This window comes from Sinorhizobium chiapasense (genome assembly GCF_036488675.1).
Taxonomy (GTDB): Bacteria; Pseudomonadota; Alphaproteobacteria; order Rhizobiales; family Rhizobiaceae; genus Sinorhizobium; species Sinorhizobium chiapasense.
In genome coordinates this window covers 1190316-1214353 of the sequence record NZ_CP133152.1, presented here as the reverse complement: position 1 = coordinate 1214353, position 24038 = coordinate 1190316, and the positions used below count along the sequence as shown (strand labels likewise).

Sequence of the window (24038 nt, the reverse complement as noted above, 5' to 3'; positions counted from 1 at the left end):
AACGGCTGGAAAGCCGCTCGCCTCCGCTGATCGCAGGTATGACCGCTCTCCTGATCGGTCACGATATGGAGAGGCAGGCCAGGTTGCCTCCAGTGCAATAGAATACGCACTCAAGAGAGGAGTGATTGAGATGTCTGCCCAGCCTTCTGTGCGCGCTTTCGATGTCGGGTCGACCACCCTCCGTCCTGCCAACCATGCCGTGGACGCCGAGGGCCTGAAGCACGCACTGCGCGCTCTCGGCGGCGGCGTCAGCATTATAACGGCAGGGGAGGGTGACACTCGCACTGGAGCGACCGTCACGTCGGCAACCGGCCTTTCGATCGAGCCGCCGCGCATGATCGTCACCCTTAACCGTTCGTCCTCAACATTTCCCGTCGTCGAGCGATACGGCCATTTCTGCGTCAACGTGGTGGGACAGGACCATGAGACACTGGCAAACCAGTTCGCTGGCCGGGACGGGTTGAAGGGGGCGGAACGTTACCGCGGAGCCGAATGGATCCGCCTCGTGAGCGGGGCGCCGGTCCTTGAGGCTGCGGTGGCAGCCATCGATTGCGAAGTCGAGGAGGTCATCGAACGGCACAGCCATGCGATCGTGCTTGGCCGCGTGGTAGGTATTCGCTTCGGCGATGGTGCTTCACTGGTATATCGCGGTGGCCGCTATTATGCGGTCGGTGGATAGCTTGATCGACGAGTTTACGGAATGATTGACGAACGGCCGTAGTGGGGTGACACCTGCCCGCCGACATAAAGGGAAGGAATGACCAAAATGCCGCTCGGTATGGTAAACTTTTCTTTCGATCTTTTCGCTCCCTGGCGCGGGGAGGCCAGGGAGTGTGACGCTTGCGCCGCGAACATGCCCGTGAAAATGCACGATGACCACGCAAGCGGCCCAGTCACCAGGACCGAAGAACGAGATGAACTCCAACAAGGGCTGATCTGGAGTTTCTTTCCAGTTCTTTAAGGCGTGCCAACGTCATAAGTCGGCCGTGAATAGCTTGATCGCTTTAGCAGGCGGGCGCAAGCCGCTTCATTCTTCCTCACCGCCTTATCTCGGCTTTTCCGCCTTACATTCGCGAGATAGTTTCGTGGGCTAAGCATGGAGGTCGAGATGCGAACGGATGGACTTGCCGGCGTCGTGAAGCGCGCCTTGGTGGTCGGAATTCTTGAGCTTGGCTCTATCGGCATCGTTCTCGCGGACACGACGATCCTGAACGTGTCCTATGACTCGACGCGGACGCTCTATAAGGAATTCAATGCCGCCTTCGCCGAAAAATGGGAGAGAGATACTGGAGAGACGGTGACGATACAGACCTCTCATGGCGGCTCCGGAAAACAAGCGCGATTGGTGATCGATGGGCTCAAAGCGGACGTGGTAACACTGGCGCTCGAGGCCGATATCGATGCGATCGCCGCGGCGACCGGCAAGATCCCGGCTGGTTGGAAAACTCGTCTCGCAAACAACAGCGCTCCCTATACCTCGACGATCGTCTTCCTGGTCCGCAAGGGCAACCCGAAAGGCATAAGGGATTGGGGGGACCTGACGACGGAAGGCATTCAGGTCATCACGCCGAACCCGAAGACCTCGGGCGGCGCCCGCTGGAACTTCCTGGCGGCATGGGCCTGGGCACGTGCCGCTAATAACGGCGACGACGCCAAGTCGCGGGAATATGTGGCGCAACTCTTCAAGCATGTTCTCGTTCTCGACACCGGTGCTTGGGGTGCAATGACCACGTTTGTCCAGCGCGGTTTCGGCGACGTACTGCTCGCCTGGGAAAACGAGGCCTATCTGGCGCTCGAGGAACTTGGCCCGGACAATTTCGAGATCGTCACGCCGTCGATTTCGATCAAGGCCGAACCGCCTGTGGCGCTCATCGACGGCAATGTCGACAGCAAGGGCACGCGCAAGGTGGCAGAAGCCTATCTCGATTATCTCTACAGCGATGTCGGGCAGAAGATCGTCGCCAAGCATTACTACCGGCCCTACAAGCCCGAACTTGCCGATCCCGAGGACATCGCCCGCTTCGCCGATCTCAAGCTGGTCACGATTGACGAATTCGGAGGTTGGAAGGAAGCTCAACGGAACTTTTTCGACACTGGCGGGATTTTCGACCAGATCTATATGCCAGGTCGATAGGGTTAAGCCCTCGGCAGCCCGCGCGTTGAGTTCCACGGCGACGCGAGGTGCCGGACGCAGGCCTTATAAGGACGAGACATTCATGGAAGTCCGCGTCCAGAACCTACGCAAGGAATTCGGCCGCTTTCCGGCGCTCGTCGATGTCACCCTCGATATTCACTCCGGCGAGCTGATCGCACTGCTTGGTCCCTCCGGCTCGGGCAAGACGACGCTGCTCCGGCTGATCGCCGGCCTCGAAAGCCCGACCGAAGGCATGATCTTCTTCGATGACGAGGACGCATCGAAGAAGACAGTGCAGGAAAGAAACATCGGCTTCGTCTTCCAGCACTATGCGCTGTTCCGACACATGAACGTGCTGGACAACATTGCCTTCGGTTTGAAGGTGCGGCCCGGCAAGAAGCGGCCGCCGGCCGACGAGATCCGTCGCCGGTCGCTCGACCTTATCGAACTGGTGCAGCTCTCCGGCCTTGAAAAACGCTATCCGGCGCAGCTTTCCGGTGGTCAGCGACAGCGGGTGGCGCTGGCTCGTGCCATGGCGGTCAAACCCAATGTGCTGCTGCTCGACGAGCCCTTCGGCGCGCTCGACGCGCAGGTGCGCAAGGAACTTCGCCGGTGGCTGCGCGAAATCCATGATCGGACCGGTCACACCACGGTTTTCGTTACTCACGATCAGGAGGAGGCGCTCGAGCTCGCCGACCGGGTTGTCGTGATGAACAAGGGTGCGATCGAGCAGGTGGGCACGCCGGACGAGATCTACGACCACCCGATTTCTCCCTTCGTCTACGGCTTCATTGGCCAGTCGAACTGCCTGAACGTCACGCTTGCGAGCGGCGAGATCCGGTTCGAAGATCGGCCGATCGGCCTGCGCGCGGCAAACGAACAGGATGGGTCGGCAACCCTCTATTTTCGCCCGCATGATGTCGAGCTCATCGAAGGATCTGGTGGCTGTCTCGCGGGTCGCGTTACTGCAAGCCGGCGCGTGGCGGGCACGCGCCACCTGGAATTGGATATCAGCAAGGAACACTCTTCGGTCGAGATCGAGTTGTCGCCCGAGCGCGCTTCCTCGGCTGACCGCACCCATATCGCCTTCCGACCTACCAAGTGGAAGCTGTTTCGCGGGGAATAGCCTGTGGTCTTCGGTTCACGACGTCGATTTCAAACCATCCAGTGTCCGCGTTCAGAGAGTGGGGTCCAAGGTGGGCAAGAAATTCCCGGATGGAGGCCAAAGAGAATAGGTCATTCCCAAGATCACGTCCGCCGCGTCATAAGTTTGCGTTGTAGTAGTCGATTAAATTGATAGTTTTATCTGGCAAAAGAGATGGAGGGCGATATGGCCTCGAATAGACTTACCGGAATAGTGAAACTAGCGCTTGTGGTCGGCAGTCTGCAGCTTGGCGCCATCGGCCTCGCTCAAGCGGATACAACGATCCTCAACGTGTCCTATGATCCCACTCGGGAGCTTTACAAGGAATTCAATGCGGCCTTCGCCGAAAAATGGCAGGCCGACACCGGCGAGACGGTGACAATCCAGACCTCTCATGGCGGCTCGGGCAAGCAGGCCCGGTCGGTGATCGACGGCCTCGAGGCAGACGTCGTGACGCTGGCGCTTGAAGCCGATATCGACGCGATCGCCAAGGAGAGCGGGAAAATTCCTGTCGACTGGAAGACCCGCTTCGCAAACAACAGCTCTCCCTACACCTCGACCATCGTTTTCCTCGTTCGCAAGGGCAACCCGAAAGGCATCAAGGACTGGGGCGATCTCGTCAAGGAAGATATCCAGGTGATCACCCCCAACCCGAAGACCTCGGGCGGTGCGCGCTGGAACTTCCTTGCGGCCTGGGCCTGGGCACGGGCCGCCAATGGCGGCGGTGATGCCAAGGCGCAGGAATATGTGGCGCAGCTGTTCAAGCACGTGCCGGTCCTCGACACCGGTGCACGCGGCTCGACGACAACCTTCGTCCAGCGGGGCCTCGGCGACGTGCTGCTCGCCTGGGAAAACGAAGCCTACCTGTCGCTGGAAGAACTCGGGCCTGACAATTTCGAGATCGTAACGCCATCGATCTCGATCAAGGCCGAGCCGCCGGTGGCGCTTGTGGACGGCAACGTCGACAGCAAGGGCACGCGAAAAGTGGCCGAAGCCTACCTGAACTACCTCTACAGCGATGTCGGCCAGAAACTGGCAGCCAAGCACTACTACCGGCCCTTCAAGCCGGAGCTCGCGGACCCCAAGGACACGGCGCGCTTCGCCGATGTGAAGCTGGTCACTATTGACGAATTCGGCGGTTGGAAGGAAGCTCAGCCGAAGTTTTTCGCCGACGGCGGAATTTTCGACCAGATCTACAAGCCGGGACAATAATATTTCATGGCCTTTCGCAGCAGCAGGCGATGGCAGCTTCGGCAGCCGAGCGTCATTCCGGGTTTCGGATTGGCGCTCGGCGTCACATGATTGACTCAATCATTCTGACCGAAGAACGACGGGACCGCAAGGCGATAGGCGCGAATAACCATAGCCCTCCCTGCTGCGTCGATGTCATGCTTTCTTCCTCCGAGGGGAACGCTCTCAGCAGACCAGGCCAGGTGGATGCCCTGAAGCAGGCGTCGCCGGATTTGGCGGCGATGAGCAACCTTGCCATGCGGTTCCGGGGGCACCTTTCGAAGCCAGGGCACTTCGAGGCTGGAACACTGGTCCGCATGTTGAGTACCGGGGAATGATAACGCCAGAAATCGCAAGCTAAGGGTTTGCGCACGTTAGCTGCGTAGGTCGAGATTTCCGCTGCGAACACCAACCACGTTTTGGCGCGCTTTCGTAAGCCACGGGTCTCAGACGAGCACCTGCTCGCCAATCTCGACCACACGGTTGGGCGGCAGGCTGAAATAATCGGAAGGGTCGATCGCCGCATGCGACATCGCTATGAACAGCCGGTCCTGCCATCCCGGCAGGCCCGTGGTGGGGTCTGACAAGAGCTTGCGCCGTCCAAGAAAGAAGGACGTCGACATGATCTCGAATTTCAGTCCTGCTTTCCTGCACATTGCGAAGGCCTTGGAGACATTCTGATCGTCCATGAAGCCAAAGTTGATGGTGAGCTTGCTGAACCGATCTGAAAGCCTCGTCAGTTCGATCCGGTCAGCCTCAGGCACGAACGGAACGCGACGGGTTTTAACGTGAAGGATGATGTTTTGCGCATGCAGCACGTGATTGTGCTTAAGATTATGAAGCAGCACCGCGGGAGCTTTGTCAGGCACGCTCGCCAGAAATACCGCTGTCCCGGGAACGTCCGAGGGAGCGTGTTCAGATTCTCGCTCGATTAGTCTTATGAACGCCTTCAGCGGCATGTCGTTGCGGCCAATCTTCTCCTTTACGAAGCGTGTGCCCTTCTGCCAGGTCCACATCATCATCATGATCGTGCCGGCGATCATGATGGGCACGTAGCCACCGTCGTGGACCTTCAGCAGGTTGGCCACAAGGAAGATGCACTCGAGCACGAACAGAGGCAGGAGTACGCTTAGGGTAAAGAGCGTCGACCACCCCCATATCCATGTCAGGAAAGGGAATGCCAGCAGGGTCGTCACCACCATAGCCCCTGTAACCGAGATGCCGTAGGCGGTGGCAAGCGCCTCTGAACTTCCAAAGATAATGACGAGGGCAAGCACGCCGAAGAAGAGCAGAGAGTTGACAGATGGCACATAGATCTGGCCGGTCGTCGTTTCGGACGTGAAGCGTATCTCGAGGCGCGGCAGAAAACCGAGATGGATCGCCTGACGGGCCAAGGAGAACGCTCCGGTGATGACCGCCTGACTGGCGATAATGGTCGCAAGTGTAGCCAGGATCACAACCGGCAGGAGCGCCCATTCAGGAAACATCAAAAAAAAGGGATCTTCGACCGCCGTCGGCTGGGTGAGCACGAGTGCGCCCTGTCCGAGATAGTTGAGCGCAAGCGCCGGGAAAACCACCAGAAACCATGCTGTCTGAATGGGTGTGCGCCCGAAGTGGCCGAGGTCGGCATAGAGTGCCTCCGCTCCGGTGACAGTTAGAAACACCGCGCCGAGAACGACCAGACCGACGAAACCCGCATGCGTAATGAAATCGAGCGCGTAGAGTGGATTGAGTGCATTGAGGATCGAAAGATCGTCGCTGATGTGGGCAATCCCGCCGAGCGCCATGGCGATGAACCAGACGAGGGTGATCGGGCCAAAGAACTTGGACACGGCCGCGGTCCCCCTTGATTGCACAAGAAAGAGCGCCGCCAGGATCGTCACAGAGATCGGCAGGACGTAGTCCGAGAGCGTGGGCGTAACCAGCTTCAACCCCTCTACCGCCGAAAGCACGGAAAGCGCCGGGGTGATCATCGCATCGCCAATGAAGAGGGCCGCACCCGTCAGACCAGCCAAAAACAGGATCGCAGTGTTCCCTTTCGCTTTCTTCATCAGAAGAGCGAGCAAAGAGAGAGTCCCGCCTTCGCCGTCATTGTCGGCACGAAGAAGGAAAAGCACGTATTTCAGGGTCACGATGATCGTCAGCGTCCAGATCATCAACGAAATCAGCCCGATTACTTCGTTTTCGTGCACGCCATCGTGCGAGAACGGCCGCAACGCCTCGCGAAAGGCGTAAAGCGGACTGGTACCGATATCGCCGTAGACAACACCGATCGAGCCTAGCACGAGCGTGGCGAAGCGGCCGTGATCTTTGTCGGGATGGCCGGCTTGTGTTGCTGTCATGAGGACCTCGAATGGATTGCCAAGGATGTCGACGCCCGTCATGCATGGAGCAAATTCACGCGTCCATCGAATACCGGTTCCCGGCTCGGGAAAGATATTGCGGAAATATCCGCAGTCAATGTCGGAGTTGCTGTCGAGCGGTATCCCCTATCTATCGCCGTTTCTTATCCGAAGTGGTATTCGGTCAAGGGCAGCGATCGCGCGATACAGTCGATTCTCAGACGCACATTTCGACGTTCGTTTAATGCCAAAGCTGGGAGCAGCTATGACTACGTTCTCGCAGATGCTGCAGGTGATCGGTCTCCGGCAAAACTCCTGCACCGCTCTGGAGTCCACTTTCACCCCAGCACCGGAAATTCCCTTCGCTGTCGGCGAAAGACTGCACTGGGTCGAAGGGAGCCGTTTCTTAACGAGCCTTGTGCACGGCTTGTTGCGAGGATGTTCACGTTCTGGGCCAAAGTGACGGCACATTCTCGTTCTGTGCTCAAAAGATGGTGTAACGGGCGGAACCCGGTCCGCCAGGTTTGAAGGGCCGGTGGTCGTCCCTCACAATGATGGTGTCGCGGAGTCAGGACTGGCCTGCTCCATAGCAGCACGGAGAGACGACCATGAAGCAGTATGCCGGCATCGACGTATCACTGGAATACGCAAGTGTGTGCGTGGTGGATGCGGATGGCCGCATTGTCCGGGAAGCAAAGATCCTCAGCGAACCCGATGCGCTGATCGCCTGGTTCGGCGCGCACGGCGTGGCGATGGAGCGAATTGGTCTGGAGGCCGGCCCCTTGTCGCAGTGGCTCCATGCCGGGATGGTGAAAGCAGGTCTTTCCGTCGAGCTGATCGAGACGCGCCACGTGCGTGCAGCCTTCAAGACGATGCCGGTAAAGACCGACAAGAAGGACGCACGGGGCATTGCGCAGTTGATGCGGCTTGGCTGGTTCAGACCGGTCCACTGCAAATCTCTTGCCGCCCAGGAGGTGCGTGCGCTGCTGACCGCCCGCAAGCTCATTCAGGGTAAGCTTCACGATATCGAGATGAGCATCCGGGGCATCCTGCGCGGCTTCGGCCTCAAGGTCGGGCCGACGACGCGGCGCACTTACGCGGGGCGCATCCGCGAGCTGATTGCAGGCCATTCGACCTTGGAAGCGATCGCCGCTTCGCTGCTGAAGGTGCGCGACGCGCTTGTGCATGAATTTGCAGGGTTTGAGCGCAAGCTGCGTGCCATGGCCCGTCAGGATGATAACGCACAGCGGCTGATGACGACGCCCGGCGTTGGCGTCTTGGTGGCGCTGACGTTTGTGGCGGCCGTCGATGCGCCGGAGCGATTCCGCTCCTCACGGGCGGTGGGGCCGCACTTCGGATTGACGCCGAGGAAATATCAATCGGGCGAGACCGATCATAGCGGTCGCATCTCGAAGATCGGCGATGGCAGCGTGCGAACCGCGCTCTACGAGGCGGCCAACGTCATCCTGACGCGACCGGTCAAAGTTTCCGACCTGAAGGGCTGGGCGTTGGCGGTCGCCAGACGTGCCGGTCCCAGAAAGGCGCGTGTCGCGCTGGCCCGCAAGCTGGCGGTGGTGTTGCATTGCATGCTCAGGGACAGAACCAACTTCATTCCTCGTAAGGTGGCGCCAGCGCTCGCGGCTTGATCGGAGGAGACGACAAGACAGGCTTTCGGACGGGCACAGCCATCAGCCCTCCGGAGCGAGGTCCCTTCGCCGGGACGATGGATGGGTTAGGCCGCTATGCGATCAGCCGCACGAGGTGACTGCGCCTCTAAAGATTGGCCAACCGGTCCTCAGCAGACCCCATAGAGCAGCGGCCCAGCTCCGACTGCGGACAGAAGCAAGCACTCGGCGAGGGATTAAGCACACAAGGGATTGACGCAAAGCCCGTTACAGAAGAATCGCATAATGTATCAATGGGAACCTGGACGTGTGCAGTGCCGGGTAGGACAACTGCCCGTGATAGCCGCGCCATTCAACACGGTGGCCGATATCGAAGGCCGCTTGTTATTTATGCCTTTCATGTTATATGTAGGTAACTACCTACATGGAGGTGCGCCGTGAGCATCACGACCCTTTCCAGCCGAGAGCTGAACCATGACGTCAGTAGCGCTAAGAAGGCAGCAAAAAACGGCCCGGTTATCATCACGGATCGCGGCAAGCCTTCCCATGTCCTAATGACCTATGACGAATTCGAGCGCTTGAGCGGCAAGCACCGCAGCCTTGTTGACGCGCTCGCCATGCCCGGCCTGTCGGCGATCGAGTTCGAGCCGCACCGCATTGAAATCAGACCCCGGGATGTGGACTTCTCTTGAGGTACCTACTGGATACCAATGTCGTGTCCGAACTGCGCAAGATCGGTGACGGCAAAGCCGATGCCAACGTGGTAGCATGGGTCGGAGCGGAAGATGCGGCGCGCTTCTTCATTTCGGCCATCACGATTCTTGAATTGGAGCGGGGCGTGCTCGGCGTGCAGCGCAGGGACCCAGCACAGGGCGCTCGGTTGCGCGCTTGGCTTGACAGTCATGTGCGTCCGGAATTCGCTGGCCGCATCCTGCCGATTGACGACGTGGTTGCGACACGCTGCGCGCACCTGCACATTCCGGACCGCCGCAACGAGGCGGACGCATTGATTGCCGCGACGGCGCTGGTGCACGACATGACCGTGGTAACACGCAACACCAGGGATTTCGAAGGTACCGGCGTCGTTTTGGTCGATCCCTGGCAGAGCTGACAGATCGCTCGTGCTCGGGTTCGCGGCCCATCGGTCTTGAGCACAGCTGGCCGGCAATTCCGTGGGGTGTTGGCGGTAAATGTAAGCTCGACTAAATCGGAAGGTCGACTGACATTCCCGCCGTCGATTGCGCTCGATTGCAGGGTCGCCTGTTCGATTCTCCTCAAGGCGACCAAGCACGCCGGCTCCTCGATGAACTACGCGGCAGAACAACGAGGCTCGCCATCCGGGTAGGTATCACGGCTCTATGAGCTTGCTTCGGGCCTATCGTCGGATTCGATCAATGTTGAGATCTGCTCGATCGGCATTGCAGCTAAGGTTTTGATGTCCTCGGCCAGCGACGCGAGTTGCGCCGCAATTTCCAAGAGGTCCGAAGCAGAATTTCTCTCGCCGTTGCTTTTCGTATCGCGGTCGTCCATGTCCAATCCCCAAGCATTGGGTGGTTGCATAGCCTCGCGTGGCGAGGTCCACCATGGAAGTCACAGGACCCCAAGTCTAGCAGGCATCAACCCCGAGTAGGAACCTAGCATGTTGTCTCCCTACAGCTCTCGGACCTTAGTTCGAGAGCACGGCGCCAAAGGTCCTATGTCCATTGTTACAGTCTGGGTGGGGTCCGGCAGGGAGCAAAAAAAAGCAGGGGTAGACCCGACCTTAGCACGGCTGCCCAAGAAGGGCGCCCTTGGGGAAAGCAGAATATCTCGTCGCCACCTCTCGTCGCTGCCGGTACATCCGTGGTCAATTGCGAGATCGGTATTCCCTAGCCGCCAATCGTGACCGCAGCGTGACAATTACGTGACGTGATCGGAGAGGGCGGTTTGATTTAGCCATATGATCGACTCGACAAATCGACGGCCTCTGAAGGGCGGTTGGACTTTTGCCCATCTGCATCGGACTTTAGTCCGTGGGTAACCGTTTGCTAGCGTGGCAATATCGGCTTTGGTTACGCTAGGAGGCATCGCGAGGGACCAGAGCCATCGGTGACATCGCGAACCCCAAGAGCGAGTCCCAGCGGCTCGATGTCCCAAGCAACGTAACCCGGGCTCGGCAGGCCGTCGGTCGCCGGGCCTTTTGCTTATCTCGGGTCGCGCGGCAGCGAAGAAAAGGAAACCGATGAATCCCGGCTTTGACGGAACGAAGGTCAGCAAAGCCTCGGAGCGTCTGTCATCCAATCGCACCACGAAGCAGAGCGTTCGTGCTCTGCCAGGAGCGACGGCGAATGGAAAGGCATCCCGGCTGACTTAACGAGCTCCGCGTCTAAGGGGCGTTCCGTCCATCACACGTTCATAGCAAGCACCGAACAACAGATTGTCGAATTCGTGGGGATTGCCAGGAGATCAAAGGAACGGGCGCTTCGAGAAGTCGCAACTCCGCTCGCGGCGGCTAGCGTGAACGACGAAGCGGGACATCGGCCTTTGAATCTGGCATCCCGCTAGCCGGATGTGGCCTCCATCTGTCCGCAATTCGATCATCCAGGACCGCAATGGATAATTCCTTGCAGCCGAACCAAGATCGATCATCCGCTGAGTTTCTCGCGACGCGTGCCGCTCCCGAATTTCCGGCCGGATGCTACAAAACCGGTTAGCTGCAGGAGCAGACAGCGTCGCTCCTAACTCAGGTAGTCAATCAGTGCCTTGGCCTCGACAAGATCGCCAGTATCAAAACCCTCGGTGAACCAAGCGTAGATGGGGGCAAGAAGCTCTAGAGCTTCTTGGTTGCGCCCCTGATCGAGGTACAGGCGGGCAAGGCTTGCCGCAGCTCTCAGTTCTGTCGATTTCGTTTCCTCGGCGCGGGCCATTGCCAGTGCCTTCCGAAACCACCTCTCGGCAATCTCGGCGTCCGGATTGAGACGCGACAAGAGTTCACCCTTGGTGCGCAGCAGTTCGGGCAACTGATATTTCGAGCGGGTCCTGGCGGTGATTTCGAACGCCTTCTCCAGCACGGTCAACCCTTTGTTCGCCTCGCCGAACTGTCCATGCGTTTGCGCCAGCACACAAAGACAGAAGCTCATGCCCATATCAGCGCCGGTAGTCTCGACGGCTTCGACCGCTTTGTTCATTTCCCGGATACCCTCGGCCAGTTCGCGTCGCTGGGCGAGCGCCCAGCCGATGTTGAACCGGGCCGCGCCTGCCATGAGCGGCAAGTCGAACTTCGTGGATACCTCAAGCTGCTGCTGCGCTGCCTTGAGGGCTGCCTCGGGTTCTCGACGAGCGAGAAGGATATTTGCCATGTTGTTCAGGGCGGTGGCCATCGTGACGGAATGGGCTTCGCGCCTGGCCAGTACTGCCGCCTCCCGGATACGCTGAAGAGCCTGGTCGGGATAACCGTGAATCCAGAGCATCTGTGCAGAGAAATTCCTGCAACAGACGCCGGGGTCATGGCCCGTGAAGATATAGGTCAGGCGATGATCCCGATCCGGATCGTAGGTCGCTATTCCCCAGTCTGCATGCTTCTCCGCGGCCCTGTAGTCCCCGAGGAAGAATCTGGTCGCCCAGAGCTGATGATGCGCTTCGAGGAGGAGGCTTCTATCATTTGCGAACTCGGCGATCCGCAGACATTGACAGCCGAGGTCGTCCGCCTCGTGCAGGTGGCCCGATATCAGTTGGTATGAAGCTTCGCCCCGGACCGCCACGAAGAGCTCGTTGCGATCGCCCAACTTCTCGCAAAGCCTTCGCGCCGACGAGAAGGCGTGCTGAACTTCGGGCGAGCCCCAGCCTCTGACGGCTATTGCCGCCACTCCCATGGCGTTCTGCAAATGTATCTCGCGCCTCAACCGGACCTCGTTGCTGGGCAGGGACGCGACCATCTGCAACCCCTTGCCGAGGTGGGCCAGCGCTTCGACATTCGCAGATCGCTGCAACGCCTGCTGTCCTGCCTTCAGCCAGTAGTCTCCGGCCTGATCGGCAAACCCGGCGGCCGTGTAGTGGTGCGCGAGCGTCTCAGGTTCTGTCTCGGCGACCTCCGGGAACTGCGATTCGAGCGCTGAGGCAATGCTCGCGTGAATCTGATGCCGCCGGCTCTTGAGCAGGCTCTGGTAGGCCGTGTCCTGCACCAGGGCGTGCTTGAAGGCGTAGGTGGCCCCCGGCGGGACGCCGTTTCGAAAGACGAGCTCGGATTGTTCGAGCTTCAGAATATCCGCGCTGAGCCTCGCGTCTCCACTTCCAACGACCGCCGCGAGCAGCCGGTGGTGGAAGACGCGGCCGATGCATGCGCCGATCTGGGCCACGTGCTTGGCCGACGAGAGCCTATCGAGGCGGGCCATCAACGAATCCTGCAGGGTCGACGGGATTGCAAGCGACATCATCGGACCATTCGATCGGAACTGGTCGCCGTTGGGCGTCATCAGCTCGGACTCGAGGACGGCCTTGGTAAGCTCCTCTACGAACAGCGGCACGCCCTCCGTTCTGGCCAGGATTTCGTTCCTGACCCCCGAAGGCAGCGTCCTGCCTCCGGTCACCCGGTCGACGACCGCAGCTCCCTCCTCGGGGGCAAGAGGGCCGAGCGTTATCGCCGCCACGTTTGATGCCACCCAGGTTGGTCGAAACTCCGGACGGAAAGTGACGATCAGAAGCACAGGCAGATCGTGCAGGCGCTCGATGAGCATTTCGAGCCATTGGCGCGTCGTTGGGTCGATCCAGTGCGCATCCTCGACGACCATCACGATCGGCTGGCGCGCCGCGATCGCTTCGATCTGTTGGATGAGCACGCCCAGCGTTCGGGCCTTCTGCGCCTGCGGCGTCAGCTTCGTCGGCGGATATCGGCCAGTGATGTCGATCGACAGCAAAGCCGCCAGAAGCGGGCCCGCCTCAGTCGCGTCCGAAGCCCATTGCAGCATCAGCGCCTCGAGCTTGTCGAGTTTCGTGCTGGTACTGTCGCTCCGCGCTAGTCCGGCAGCGCGCGCAAGCTGCCTGATCACGGGGTAGAGCGCGCTGTTTACGTGATAAGGCGAACAGAAGTAGCGCAATCGTGCGTGCGGCTCCATGCCCAGTCTCTCTTCCAAAGCGGCAACCAGCCGCGACTTGCCGATGCCCGGTTCACCCGACAGCATTACGGCCTGGCCCTTTCCCGTCCGGGCCTGCTGCCAACGTTGAAGCAGAAGCTCGAGTTCCTCTGACCGCCCCACCAGCGGCGTCGGGATGCCATGCAGCGCCTCGAAGCGTCCCTCCGCCTCGGATTCGCCGATGACGCGCCAAGCGGGCACCGGAGCTGCGAAGCCCCTGAGCCGCTGGAGCCCGAGATCAATCACCTCAAACAACCCGGCAACCAGGCGGTGCGTCCCGCCGGAGACCACGACGGTGTTTGGCTCGGAAAGGGCCTGCAGGCGTGCCGCGAGATTGGGCGTTTCCCCGACGACCGCCTCTTCCTGTGCCGATCCTTCGCCGATCAGGTCGCCGACCACGACCAGACCGGTAGCAATGCCGATACGGGCTGAAAGGGGTTCGCCGGGCGGCGTCGTTAGGCTCGCTGTCGCGCTCACGGCCTCCAAGCCCGCCCGCACTGCCCGTTCGGCGTCATCCTCGTGCGCCGTCGGCCAACCGAAATAGGCGAGCACGCCGTCGCCCATGAGCTTGGCGATGTGGCCCTCGTACCGCGCGATTTCCGCCGACACCGCACTTTGATAGGCACGGAAGACGTCGCGCATCTCCTCGGGATCGAGCCGCTGCGACAGCCCGGTCGAACCTACAAGGTCGATGAACATGACAGTCAACTGCCGCCGCTCGGCTTCGCCTGCAAACGACACTGGCGCTGGAGCAGATCCTGAGTCGGCTGGCGGCACGGTGTCGTGCGCCAATGCGGTGATCGCCGCCAGAATCTTTCGACGCGGGCCGACGGGTAGGCCCATCTCTTTCAAGTCGCCTTCGCTGAGATGACGAAGCGCGTCGAAGTCAACTTCGTTGGCGATGAACACCTCTTTGTACTTGGCCAATCCGAGGCGGGCCAGCCAAGAGGCAATGTCCGACATGACCACTACCTCGCCGTGGGCGAGTATACCATGGCTGTCGCGCTCCAATAAACGAAGGCCACTAGCTGCGGCAGCGGTTGTCAACGAGGCGGCAACGCAATGGCATACGCTGGAATACGTTTACGCTTATTCGCACGCTAGGCTTGGCTTACGTGGGTCTTGTGTGTCACCACGAATGACATCTGTTGCTCGGACGATACACCCCGATGAAGCCACTCCTGCTTTATCAATCCATCACCACCAGGAATTCGGTCCCAGCGCGGCCGATTGAACATCCCGGACAATGCGTTGCAGCGAAACTAGCCCGAATTCCGCCATCAGGCGCAGGGTACGCGACAGGTTCGGCACCTTGCGGCCACTGAGTTCGGCGGGTTGGGATTGGGTTGCTTGTCACGGATTACGCGCAGCAGACAGCGGTTGTCATCGGAGAGCACGGCAGCCAGCGATGCAAAGGATTGACACCAAATACTTGGGGTCTCGCATCCCGCGGAGGTGAGCCACCTGGCTGCGGACACCGACAATGCAGCGTTTCATGAGCGCGAATCCAATAATAATTATATCAATGTCTGATAATCATCCTCTATCAAGAAGACTAGCGGGACTTGAACGGCATTTTCTCTTCGCTAGTAAAAAGGGTAGTCAGCGAAGCAAATACCCGTTTGAGCCGGCCTACCCGGATTTGTTGTGGTCTAACTCGTATCGCCATCGGGCTTGATCGCTCGTTCTAACGCGGCACGAGCGCTTGCATAGAGAATCTCTCACCACGTCCAAGTCGAGTAGATTGCCGGATCAGGCCGGCCGAGCTAGCGGCCTCAATAATCAATACCGTGCCGACGTTAATTTGCTGTTCATCCTATACACGTCATCAACCAGCGGAAGCGGAGCCGCCTTGATATCCCCAAGGAAAATGGCCTTCCCGCGAGTGGTTTTTGTCGGTGCGGCGCACTTGCAAAAGGTCAGTCACCCCGAGCGCGTAGTTCTTCTTGAGCGCTTGACGTCCGATGTTGTCAAGGTAACCTGTTGGCATTGAGGGTACCTTGGTCGGGAAGATGAAACGACGAGTTGGTTCAGTCGGGAACGAAGCTAATTCGCCCAGGGGCGTGACACTGAGCGAGGCACTTAAAGTCGTCGGCTTCGAACCGCCGACTATGGCGAGGATGAAGGTGTCACAGAGAAGGCCGAGCGAACCCCTGAAGCGCCGCTCCAACCGTGAAGCTGCAGCCACAACAAAGCGCGGTCAGGATTATCGTGTTGTCAGCAATAGCCTGCATTGGCACTGACGGTCCTGTAGGCAGCACCCTTTAGCGTTACCGTCTGGCGCACCGGCTGGGGACTTGATCCAATCCTAGTCGACCCTGAGTGCTCTTCGCTCGTAAGGCCCAACGTCGTCGCGGATCCTTCATTAAGGTGAGCATGGCAACAGCCGGGCCCAGGAAAGCATATGTTTCGGGGTGGTTGAATCCTTCGAGTGTAGTCAGATCAACGGGTTCCGCAAACGGGCGAATCCTTCAATTGTTGACAAATTCGTCAAACTGCAGCCTTGCTCGAATCCATGGATTCGATTTCAGAGATCATGCGCGTGCTCCGCGCCGGCCGTGCCTTGGCGGGCCTCAGCCAGGAGGAACTGGCGGAACTGTCCGGCGTCAGCCGGCAGATCGTCGTGCGGATCGAGAAGGGCGAGAACAACGTCCTTGTCGATGCGATCGACAAGGTGCGGCGTGCCCTGGAAGAACGGGGAGTGACTTTCACCGACGCCACGCGGTGGCACGGTCCAGGCGTGGCCGTGTCACGGGAGATACGCGGGATCGAAGACGCCGACGAAGGACCCGGCGGCCGTTAGTCGACGTTCATTGCCTGATCTCGTCCGGCGCGTTCGCGGTCATTATCGCCACGACGTCCTCGTGCTGGAGGCTTTCGCGTTCCACCAGCGCTGACGCCAGCGCCGCAAGGGCCTTTCGGCGGCCCGAGAGAATCCGCTTGGCCCTCTCGAATTGCTCGTGAAGGATTCCATCGATCTCCGGCCAGGCCCGCCACAGTGCAGAGCGGTCCACGTCGACTTCGATGGCGGACGCTTTCCTCAGAAAGGACAACCTGTCTCCCATGCCGTAGGAGCAAATCATCTGGGCGGCTAGCGTCGTCGCCTTATGAAGGTCGCTTCCGTGCATTCCGCCTGCGCCGGTGGACCTGCCTCCGAGCGCGATCTCCTCGGCGGCGGCTCCGCCAAGCAAGCGACATATCTGGCCGAGCAGCGCCGCGCGCGTCAGCAGCCCGCTCTCGTTCTTCGAGTACAGTGTGACGCCATGGACGTTCGGCTCCAGCGAAGATCGTCTGAACCGCTTTCGAATGGAGATGCAGACTTCCTCGGTTTGGTCGAGATCCAGGGCAACGATGGCGTGCCCGCATTCGTGGATGGCGACACGTTGGGACTCGTCTCGAGAAAGCGTCTCAAGAGGCGGGAGCGCACGAACCACGTCCTGAACCTGAACCGGCCGACCCGCCGTTCTCGCGGACTGCTTCGCCGCCCGCGCGAGTCTTTCGAGATCGGCACCGCTCCATCCCGCCAGGTCGGCGGTGATCTCCTCGATCTGCTCGATCGCCATGTCCGTCCGGAGGTGATAGAGCAGGATCTCGGCCCGTTCCACTTGGTCCGGCAGTTCCAGCCTGATGTGCCGTTCGATCCTTCCGCTCCTCAAGAGGGCAGGATCGATGGCTTCGGGATAGTTTGTGGCAGCCACGAGAAAGACGCCGTCTCTCCCCTGCGCCCCGTCTATGCATTCCAGCAGCGAGTTAACGACCTGGGTGCTGTAGCTAACGTGGTCGCCCGAGAACTTGGTGCGATCGCCGATTGAATCCAGTTCATCCAGGAAGACCAGTGCCGCTCGTTCGTTCCTAGCCTTCTCAAAGGTCTGACGCATCGCCGCCAGCATGTTCCCCAAGTGGCCAGCGGCGTGCCATTGCGACACGGATGCCGCAATGAGCGGCAATCCGCAGGTTTTGGCCAGCGCTCTGGCGAAGATGGTCTTGCCGGTGCCGGGCGCGCCTGAGAGAAGGATTCCTCGGTCGAGCTCACTCCATGTCAGCATGCCGCTACGCCATCCAGCCAGGTCCTTAGCGAAGGCGAACGCCCACGGCTTAAGTTCCCGGTAACCCGGCAATTCCTCAAGAGTCGGGCCATCGGCGGCCGCGGAGTGTCCGGCGGCGAGCCTGCCAGCGTGCGCCTGCGTCAGATACGGTCTCGACAGCAGCGCAGTCAGTACGCTCACGTCCTGACGCGCCAGCGCTGCCGCCAACTCCTCGGCCAGCGGCTTTCTGCCGAGCAGCTTTCGCGCGGCCTGGAGATGTCGAGCTTCCGGCTTTGGGATCTCGATGAGAGCATCGGCAGTGAGGACCAGTTGGTCTGGCAGCGACGCGCGGCTCTCCGCTATGACAATGCATGTCGGATGCTTTGCGCAGAGCTCCGCCAGCTCCCTCAGTTTTCGCTCCCTAAATCGTGCTGATGCTTCGAACCGGTGAACGACTGGTTTGGTGTCGCTGGCGTCCGGCCATTCCTCCGACCGGCCCAGAAAGAAGTACTCCGCGGCCGTCGCGCATGTCTCGACGTCGATCGCCGGTGACGTGATCAGCACCACAATGCCTGGATAGCCCCTCAGTAGCAGATGCTGGGAGCGCAGGCCCCTGCCGATACAACAATACGCTAGGAATAGAGCTGGCGACCGCGAGAGATTGCCGAACTGCGAATCCTTAAGGCGACCGTATAGCGCGCGCGGAGTGCTCATCAGCATCAGAACCCGCCGCCGGGCGTCGACCAGCGGTCGACGGAACGCTCCGCCAACGGCGACGGAGTGCCCAGGCGATACCATCGTGTCGACGAGCGTGCCATCTCCCCCTCGCAGGAGAAAAGGTGAAGCGGGGCCGTAAAGTTCATCCACCCGTACCTGCCATGGTCATCTCCGCGTTGGTCCGGATAGGAGATGTGTCCCACCAACATAGGGACCATGCATTTCTCGATGAACCACTCATTCACAATCGGTGTGGTGCTTGGATCGAGGGCTGGCAAGGATTTGCGGTCAGCAATACCCCTCAAGTCTTTTGCCAGGTGGTACCATTCGTTGGCGCATCTGACGATTGAGCGAAGTGAGGAATTGGCTTGTGCTTCGCCGAAGCGCAACATGTCCATGACGACCTCCGTGAACGACTCATGAGCTTTGCGCTCATAAGGTGGTCGTAAAGTTCACAATCTGCCGAGTCAACAATCAATGTTCGCGCTCAAGCGGGATCGTACGAATCTTTCCGACCATTCCTTTCAAATGATTTGGTAGGGGCGTCCGTTTCTCTCCTTGGTTCCACGGCAATGTCTGCTAATCAGCTTGGAAACGAGAGCGGCCGCGGCTTCTCACGGCTTTTGACGATCTCGCAGATCTAGCTTTCTCCCAGGCAAATGGATAGGTCGTTTCGCGGCGAATAGCCCAACATCGGCATTTTTCGATCTCTCGACCAGAAGGTCGGACTGCCCGGACAAGCCGCGTGAAGGGCGTGGTGGCAGCAGCCACATGGCCCCTGCAGCCACGGGCCATGTGGCTGCCAATCCTGCGAACCGCTTGTCGACAGTCGTCAACGGCTCGGACGAGACCGTTTCACGAAGTTCTTCTCGCATGATCGTCCGCGCCTCTCGGCATCGAACTCGCCGAAATCATCCTCGGTGGTTGGCAAAGGTGGCGCTGCGCCATTTGCTCTGGACCCATCGTCGGCTTGTTCAGACGCGAAGCAAGGGATCAGAGGCGTGGTGAGTTGCTGCGCACATAGACGATCTCAACTCCTCAAGCAGCGAATATCCTGTACCGCTAAACTGTTGACAATATCGCTGGCCGCCTCATCAGGCGGATGGCGACAGAGCATGTGGGGAGGCCCGAGTTAACGAGTGGTGCTCACGAAGTTTCGCTAGCTCGACAGCGTAGATTTTGCGGATTGCATCAGGTTTTCTTGCCAAATCGCATCAGGATTCTTTGGTGAAGCTAGTGTCTTCAGATACTTAGCCGCATCAGGTTCATTTTGCCCCATCACGTTCAGCTAGTACCCAGTCATCTCGAGATACCCCCTGCCGCCGACGCTGCCGCTGAAGGTGATCGGACCCTCCCAATACGGTATGGACGTTGCCATCCATGCTTGGTCGTTCAAAGGCCGGGTTGTGACGTCAAAGCCTCGACCGGGAATCCGGAGACTCCAGGAAACAGGAATCTGACGGCCTGCGACTTTGGCGGTTCGCACGGGGGCGATCTGTAGAGCTCCCGCGGGTAAGGGCTCCGGTCGCCCATCGGCAGTGATCCACGTTGCGGAGGTGAACCCCTCTCCTTTGTCTCTGAGGCGGAAGCCCATGAGCTTCTCCCCTGAATCGAGGTGCAGCGAGAACCAGTCCCAACCCGTTTGGTCTGCCGCGAGGGGCTGTGAGGACCACTCGCGATCAAGCCAAGCCTTTCCGGTTACGCCGACATTCCCGGTGGGTAGCGCAAGCGAGCCGCTCACCGTGTAGAACGGTTGCGAATAGTAGTAGCTGGCCTGCCCCTGCGCTGATTTTACCGAATAGCCGTTCTTACCCTGCGACACCAGCGGGCCTTTGGCCGATACGTGGAGTTCATAGCCGAAGTTTTTTGCTGTCGCGTTTAGAGTAAGTGCGGCCAGCTGATCCGCTCCTGGGGCGGCCACCCCCTTCATCTGCCAATCGTCGATCCAGGCCGAGAAAGGCTCCGCCACGACCCCAGCCTGCCCTACTCCCCCACGCGAAATACGTTCTGCCACAAAGTGGTCCTTGGCGGTGGTGACGGCTGCATGACCCATCCAAATCTGTGGGCTCGACCATCCTTTGGCCTCTCCTGGAGCAAGCGCTGACCGGAAAAGGGTCCACCGCGCTCCGTATTGAGTTCCGTCCGGAGCTTCTAGATTTGCCGTAAGGTACCACCACTCTATTCGGAAATCCGGATGTGCGCCGTGGTCCTCGGGGAAACGGAACAGCAGGCCGGGCCGCGGCACCGAAAACCCTTCAGCCGCCGAGCCGAGGCCACCAAAACCCTGGGGGGCCGCTTGGCTTCCGGACAAGCTGGCCATCGTTACCACCGCAAGGGCGATCGCAATCGATCTAACGCTCATTGGCGAATACCTTGAGAAGTTCCGACGGCGCGAGTGCCGCCAGCCGGCGAAGCGGGATGAGTGTGGAAACGACCGCGGCGGCGAGGGCGACGAGACCGACCCGGACCCACTCATAAGGAAAGATATGCATTGGCAGACGCCAGCCGAAGGCTTCGACATTCACGACCGCGAGAAGCACCCACGCCAGCGCTAGGCCGAGGGGCACAGCGGCAATGAATGTCGCCAGCCAGAGCACCAGGGTCCTTAGGACCTCAAGAAGAGCGAGATCGCGCCTTGTGACCCCCATCGCCCAAACTGGCCCAAGCTGCGGGAGGCGCATTTCAGAAAGCGTGAGGAGGCTTAAGAACATAGCCAATGCCGCAACCCCAAGCGTGAATATGTTCAGCGCGCCAGTAACCAAAAACGTGCGATCGAAGATCCGCCGTGACTGTTCCTTCAGTGCCGCTTGATCGACGATGTTGTCCGGTGGTAGTCCGAATTCGTCCGAGAGGCTCGACCGCAGGTCTGCAACCTGATCGGGCCGGACCCGCAGACCGTGGCGCAGGCGCGAGACTTGCGGGTACCGAAAGGTCAGGGCGTCTAATCCCGCGATGACCTGACCCTTTGGGTTTCCGTAATCCGAATAGACGCCGACAACCGTCGACTTCCAGTCGCTGGCCAGTTCCAGCTGATCGCCGATGCGGAGCCGCTCCCGTCTCCAGAACTGTTCGTTGACCAACACTCCTTCACCGGAAGCCACCCGATCCCAGACATCGGGCAAGCCAACGATCAGCGGCCAGTGCTTTCGATAGGTCGGATCGTCGACGACACCGAAGATCTGCATCGGTTGACCCCGGATCTCGGCGTCCACGCTCGAGATCGGCAGCACCGATTCCACCTTCGTTGCGAGCCATGCCCTGAGCCGGGTCGCTTCGGGTTCGTTCCGGGCGGCGACGTAAAGCTCCGCGGCGAGGCGTTGGTCGAGCCAGCCAACGAAAGTGAGACGGAAGCTCGACACCATGGTTCCGACGCCTACGTTTGCCGCCAGCGCAAGAAGCAATGCCATGAGGGCAAGGGAAAGTCCGGGGAGCTGCTGCCGCGCGTCGGCCCAGAACCACGTGACGAGCGCACCCGAAGACGCCCGCTGCATCAAGGTGAGGAATCCGGAGAGCACGGCCGGGAGAAGTAGCGACGCCCCGAGCAGAAGACAGCCAAGGACGCCAAAGCCCGCCCGAAGGCCATCCCCCACTGAATAAGTGCTCCCGAGAGGCCTAGCAAAGCCCCTGCGGCCAGCACCTGAAATCGCCGCCCCGTCTGCGACGATCGCGCCCAGGTCTGAGGCTGGGCCGCCGCGAGCAAAGGCACCCGCATCAAGCGCAACAGGCTCTGTATCGACGAAATCAACGTTCCGGCCACCGCGATGGCAAAGCCTGAGAGCCACCACTCCGGACGTAGGGAAAGGGTGCCTGCGACGCTGGCTCCGTAAAGTCCTTCGAGGGTTGCGGCGACTCCGGGCAGCAGCAGCGACGCGACCAGATATCCGATGATGACTCCTGCCGTCCCGGCGGCGAGGGAGAAAAGGACAAGCTCGGCGAGCAGCAAAACCGCAAGCGCGCGCAACGAAACTCCAAGGCACCGAAGCGTTCTGAAGGTCGGCCGCCGTTGCTCGAAGGCGAGGCCGATCGTCGAGTACACGATGAGCAACCCCACCGCGAAGGCGAGAAAACCGAAGGCCGTCAGATTGAGATGGAAGCTCTCGGTAAGATGCTCGACGTCGCTTTGCGCACTCGGCTCGCGAACCGAGAGCGCCGGGGCAAGTGTTCCGAGCGGCTCCAGACCCGGACGTTGGTCCTCGGCGATCACAATTCGAGAGAGTTCGCCGTCTCTCTTTAATAGCCGCTCGGCTAAGCCGATATCAACGAAGGCGGCCCCATCTGGCGTCCGATCCGAAACACGCAAGGCGAGGTCAGTCTGCCCTCGTATCTTCTCCGCTGTTTCAGGAGAGACAACCAGCGTGCCCGGAGGCGAGATGAAGGAAAGCAAGTTCCCGGCATTCCCCAGATCGACGGTCTGCGTCTCCGAGGGCATTGTCAGCGGCTCGATGCCGATCACCCTCAGCCGGGTGGCTCCGAACCGATATTCCCCCTCGAGGACCGGCGAGACGTTCCAACCCGCCCGTCTGAGCCGCACGAAAGCGGACCGCGCGATCGAGCGGCCGGGTGGAGAAACCAATTGCGCCAACCCTCTCTGATCCAATGCAGCCGCTGCGCGGGCGTAGCTCGCGCGGGCTTCCGCGTTGACCGCCTGCACCCCGGACCACAGGGCAGTCGCCAGCGCCAGGCCCAACATGAGAGCGCCAAGTTGCAGCGGCCGTCGCCGCCAGTGGGACAGGAGTGCCGCCGCTACGGTCCAAATCGTCATGCGATCTTCCCGGACCGCAAATGGAGCTGCCGGTCGAGCCTGTCCGCGAGTTTTTGCGAATGCGTCACCATGAGCAGCGTCGATCCTGTTCCCTTCGAAAGCGAGAGCATCAGATCCAGGACAGCGTCTCCATTAGCCTCGTCCAGATTTCCTGTGGGTTCGTCTGCCAGAACCAAGCCGGGACGCGCTGCAAGGGTCCGTCCGATTGCCACCCGCTGCTGCTGTCCGCTCGAAAGCTGCTCTGGATATCTGGTCAGCAATGTGCCGACTCCGAGACGCTCCACGAGTTCATTTTCCCACACGGGATCGTGGCGTCCGGCGAGCTTGGCGTGGAAGGCTATGTTCGCCGCCACGTCCAACGAGGGGATAAGATTGAACTGCTGAAACACCAGGCCGACTTCGGTTCGCCTGTAGGCGGCTCGACCCCTGTCGTCCAGCTTGGAGATGTCTCGACCACGGATCACGATCTCGCCTGCGTCCGGACGGTCTAGACCGGCTACGAGGTGCAGGAGGGTGCTTTTACCGCTACCAGACTCCCCTGTCAGGGCAACGTTGTCTCCCGCGCCGAGGTCAAGATCGATTCCTCTCAACACTTCAAGCCGCCCTTCGGCAGTCTCGTAGGATTTACTAAGATTGCGGAGAGCGATCACCATGGCGGCCAAGATCACGACAATGTCACATATATGTAACTCTCCATGCTCGCCTGGAAAGGCCCACGGCGAGGATATGCGAACGCGGTCCTCTTATGCCCGGTTGCAGCAGTTTGCATTCGCCGCGTCAATGGCTCTTGGCGAGTGCGATGGATAGAGAGGTCGCCAATGTCTGATCTATTGCCGTCCTTATTCAGAGTGACGAGGCGCAGTGTGACGAACACTTCGGTTCATCTTCAGGCGGCCTGATGTGTTGGAAGCGCAACGACGAAGCAGGCGCCGCCCCCGACCTGTTCGTGGC

At 60.1% G+C, this 24038-nt stretch carries 15 protein-coding genes and 2 pseudogenes; 8 read left to right on the top strand and 9 right to left on the bottom strand.

The annotated features are described in order from the left end of the window. The first annotated feature begins 130 nt into the window (after positions 1–130). The 4 genes from RB548_RS30225 (at position 131) to RB548_RS30210 (ending at position 4490) form a co-directional block, all read left to right on the top strand. Positions 131–679: a flavin reductase family protein gene (locus RB548_RS30225; protein ID WP_331376058.1), complete on the top strand. Its 549-nt coding sequence runs from the start codon at positions 131–133 to the stop codon at positions 677–679. A 429-nt stretch (positions 680–1108) separates the two neighbouring features. Beyond that, the gene (locus RB548_RS30220; protein ID WP_331376057.1) at positions 1109–2134 is read left to right on the top strand and encodes a sulfate ABC transporter substrate-binding protein; all 1026 of its coding nucleotides are present in this window, start codon (positions 1109–1111) and stop codon (positions 2132–2134) included. Between the two features lie 82 nt (positions 2135–2216). Next, on the top strand, positions 2217–3260 hold the full coding sequence (locus RB548_RS30215) for a sulfate/molybdate ABC transporter ATP-binding protein (protein WP_331376056.1): 1044 nt from the start codon (positions 2217–2219) through the stop codon (positions 3258–3260). Between the two features lie 204 nt (positions 3261–3464). Continuing rightward, on the top strand, positions 3465–4490 hold the full coding sequence (locus RB548_RS30210) for a sulfate ABC transporter substrate-binding protein (protein ID WP_331376055.1): 1026 nt from the start codon (positions 3465–3467) through the stop codon (positions 4488–4490). A gap of 464 nt (positions 4491–4954) precedes the next feature. Here RB548_RS30210 and RB548_RS30205 read toward each other — a convergent pair whose 3' ends face one another. Beyond that, entirely contained in the window at positions 4955–6850 is a 1896-nt protein-coding gene (locus RB548_RS30205) for a potassium transporter Kup (RefSeq protein ID WP_331376054.1), read from the bottom strand. A gap of 608 nt (positions 6851–7458) precedes the next feature. Here RB548_RS30205 and RB548_RS30200 point away from each other — a divergent pair. The 3 genes from RB548_RS30200 to RB548_RS30190 all read left to right on the top strand — a co-directional run bounded on the left by RB548_RS30200 (position 7459) and on the right by RB548_RS30190 (position 9586). Further along, positions 7459–8496 (top strand): IS110 family RNA-guided transposase, encoded by a 1038-nt coding sequence (locus RB548_RS30200; RefSeq protein ID WP_331376053.1) that lies wholly within the window; start codon positions 7459–7461, stop codon positions 8494–8496. 416 nt (positions 8497–8912) lie between these two features. Beyond that, positions 8913–9167, top strand: a complete 255-nt coding sequence (locus tag RB548_RS30195; protein WP_331376052.1) for a type II toxin-antitoxin system Phd/YefM family antitoxin — start codon at positions 8913–8915, stop codon at positions 9165–9167. Further along, on the top strand, positions 9164–9586 hold the full coding sequence (locus tag RB548_RS30190; RefSeq protein ID WP_331376051.1) for a type II toxin-antitoxin system VapC family toxin: 423 nt from the start codon (positions 9164–9166) through the stop codon (positions 9584–9586). The genes RB548_RS30195 and RB548_RS30190 overlap by 4 nt, the downstream gene beginning before the upstream one ends. Positions 9587–9831: 245 nt before the next feature. On the opposite strand, the gene RB548_RS30185 is transcribed toward RB548_RS30190, so the two are convergent. From RB548_RS30185 to RB548_RS30175, 4 genes and pseudogenes are all read right to left on the bottom strand, one after another. Then, positions 9832–10005, bottom strand: coding sequence for a hypothetical protein (locus tag RB548_RS30185; protein WP_331376050.1), 174 nt, complete (start codon positions 10003–10005; stop codon positions 9832–9834). Between the two features lie 1187 nt (positions 10006–11192). Continuing rightward, complete coding sequence (locus tag RB548_RS30180; protein ID WP_331376049.1) at positions 11193–14546, bottom strand: AAA family ATPase; 3354 nt, start codon at positions 14544–14546, stop codon at positions 11193–11195. A gap of 226 nt (positions 14547–14772) precedes the next feature. Beyond that, positions 14773–15080: pseudogene (locus RB548_RS32325) on the bottom strand (HVO_A0114 family putative DNA-binding protein). 331 nt (positions 15081–15411) lie between these two features. Then, positions 15412–15753, bottom strand: coding sequence for a hypothetical protein (locus RB548_RS30175; protein WP_331376048.1), 342 nt, complete (start codon positions 15751–15753; stop codon positions 15412–15414). Between the two features lie 345 nt (positions 15754–16098). Between RB548_RS30175 and RB548_RS30170 the strand changes: the two genes are divergently transcribed. After that, on the top strand, positions 16099–16386 hold the full coding sequence (locus RB548_RS30170) for a helix-turn-helix transcriptional regulator (protein WP_331376047.1): 288 nt from the start codon (positions 16099–16101) through the stop codon (positions 16384–16386). 7 nt (positions 16387–16393) lie between these two features. On the opposite strand, the gene RB548_RS30165 is transcribed toward RB548_RS30170, so the two are convergent. The 4 genes and pseudogenes from RB548_RS30165 to RB548_RS30150 all read right to left on the bottom strand — a co-directional run bounded on the left by RB548_RS30165 (position 16394) and on the right by RB548_RS30150 (position 23740). Continuing rightward, on the bottom strand, positions 16394–18475 hold the full coding sequence (locus RB548_RS30165; RefSeq protein WP_331376046.1) for an AAA family ATPase: 2082 nt from the start codon (positions 18473–18475) through the stop codon (positions 16394–16396). 1138 nt (positions 18476–19613) lie between these two features. Beyond that, the gene (locus RB548_RS30160) at positions 19614–20687 is read right to left on the bottom strand and encodes a lipocalin-like domain-containing protein (protein WP_331376045.1); all 1074 of its coding nucleotides are present in this window, start codon (positions 20685–20687) and stop codon (positions 19614–19616) included. Next, a pseudogene (locus RB548_RS30155) lies at positions 20677–23087 on the bottom strand (FtsX-like permease family protein). The gene RB548_RS30160 and the pseudogene RB548_RS30155 overlap by 11 nt, the downstream one beginning before the upstream one ends. Next, positions 23084–23740, bottom strand: coding sequence for an ABC transporter ATP-binding protein (locus RB548_RS30150; RefSeq protein ID WP_331376044.1), 657 nt, complete (start codon positions 23738–23740; stop codon positions 23084–23086). Before RB548_RS30150 ends, RB548_RS30155 begins: the two are co-directional and overlap by 4 nt. Positions 23741–24038 lie beyond the last annotated feature (298 nt).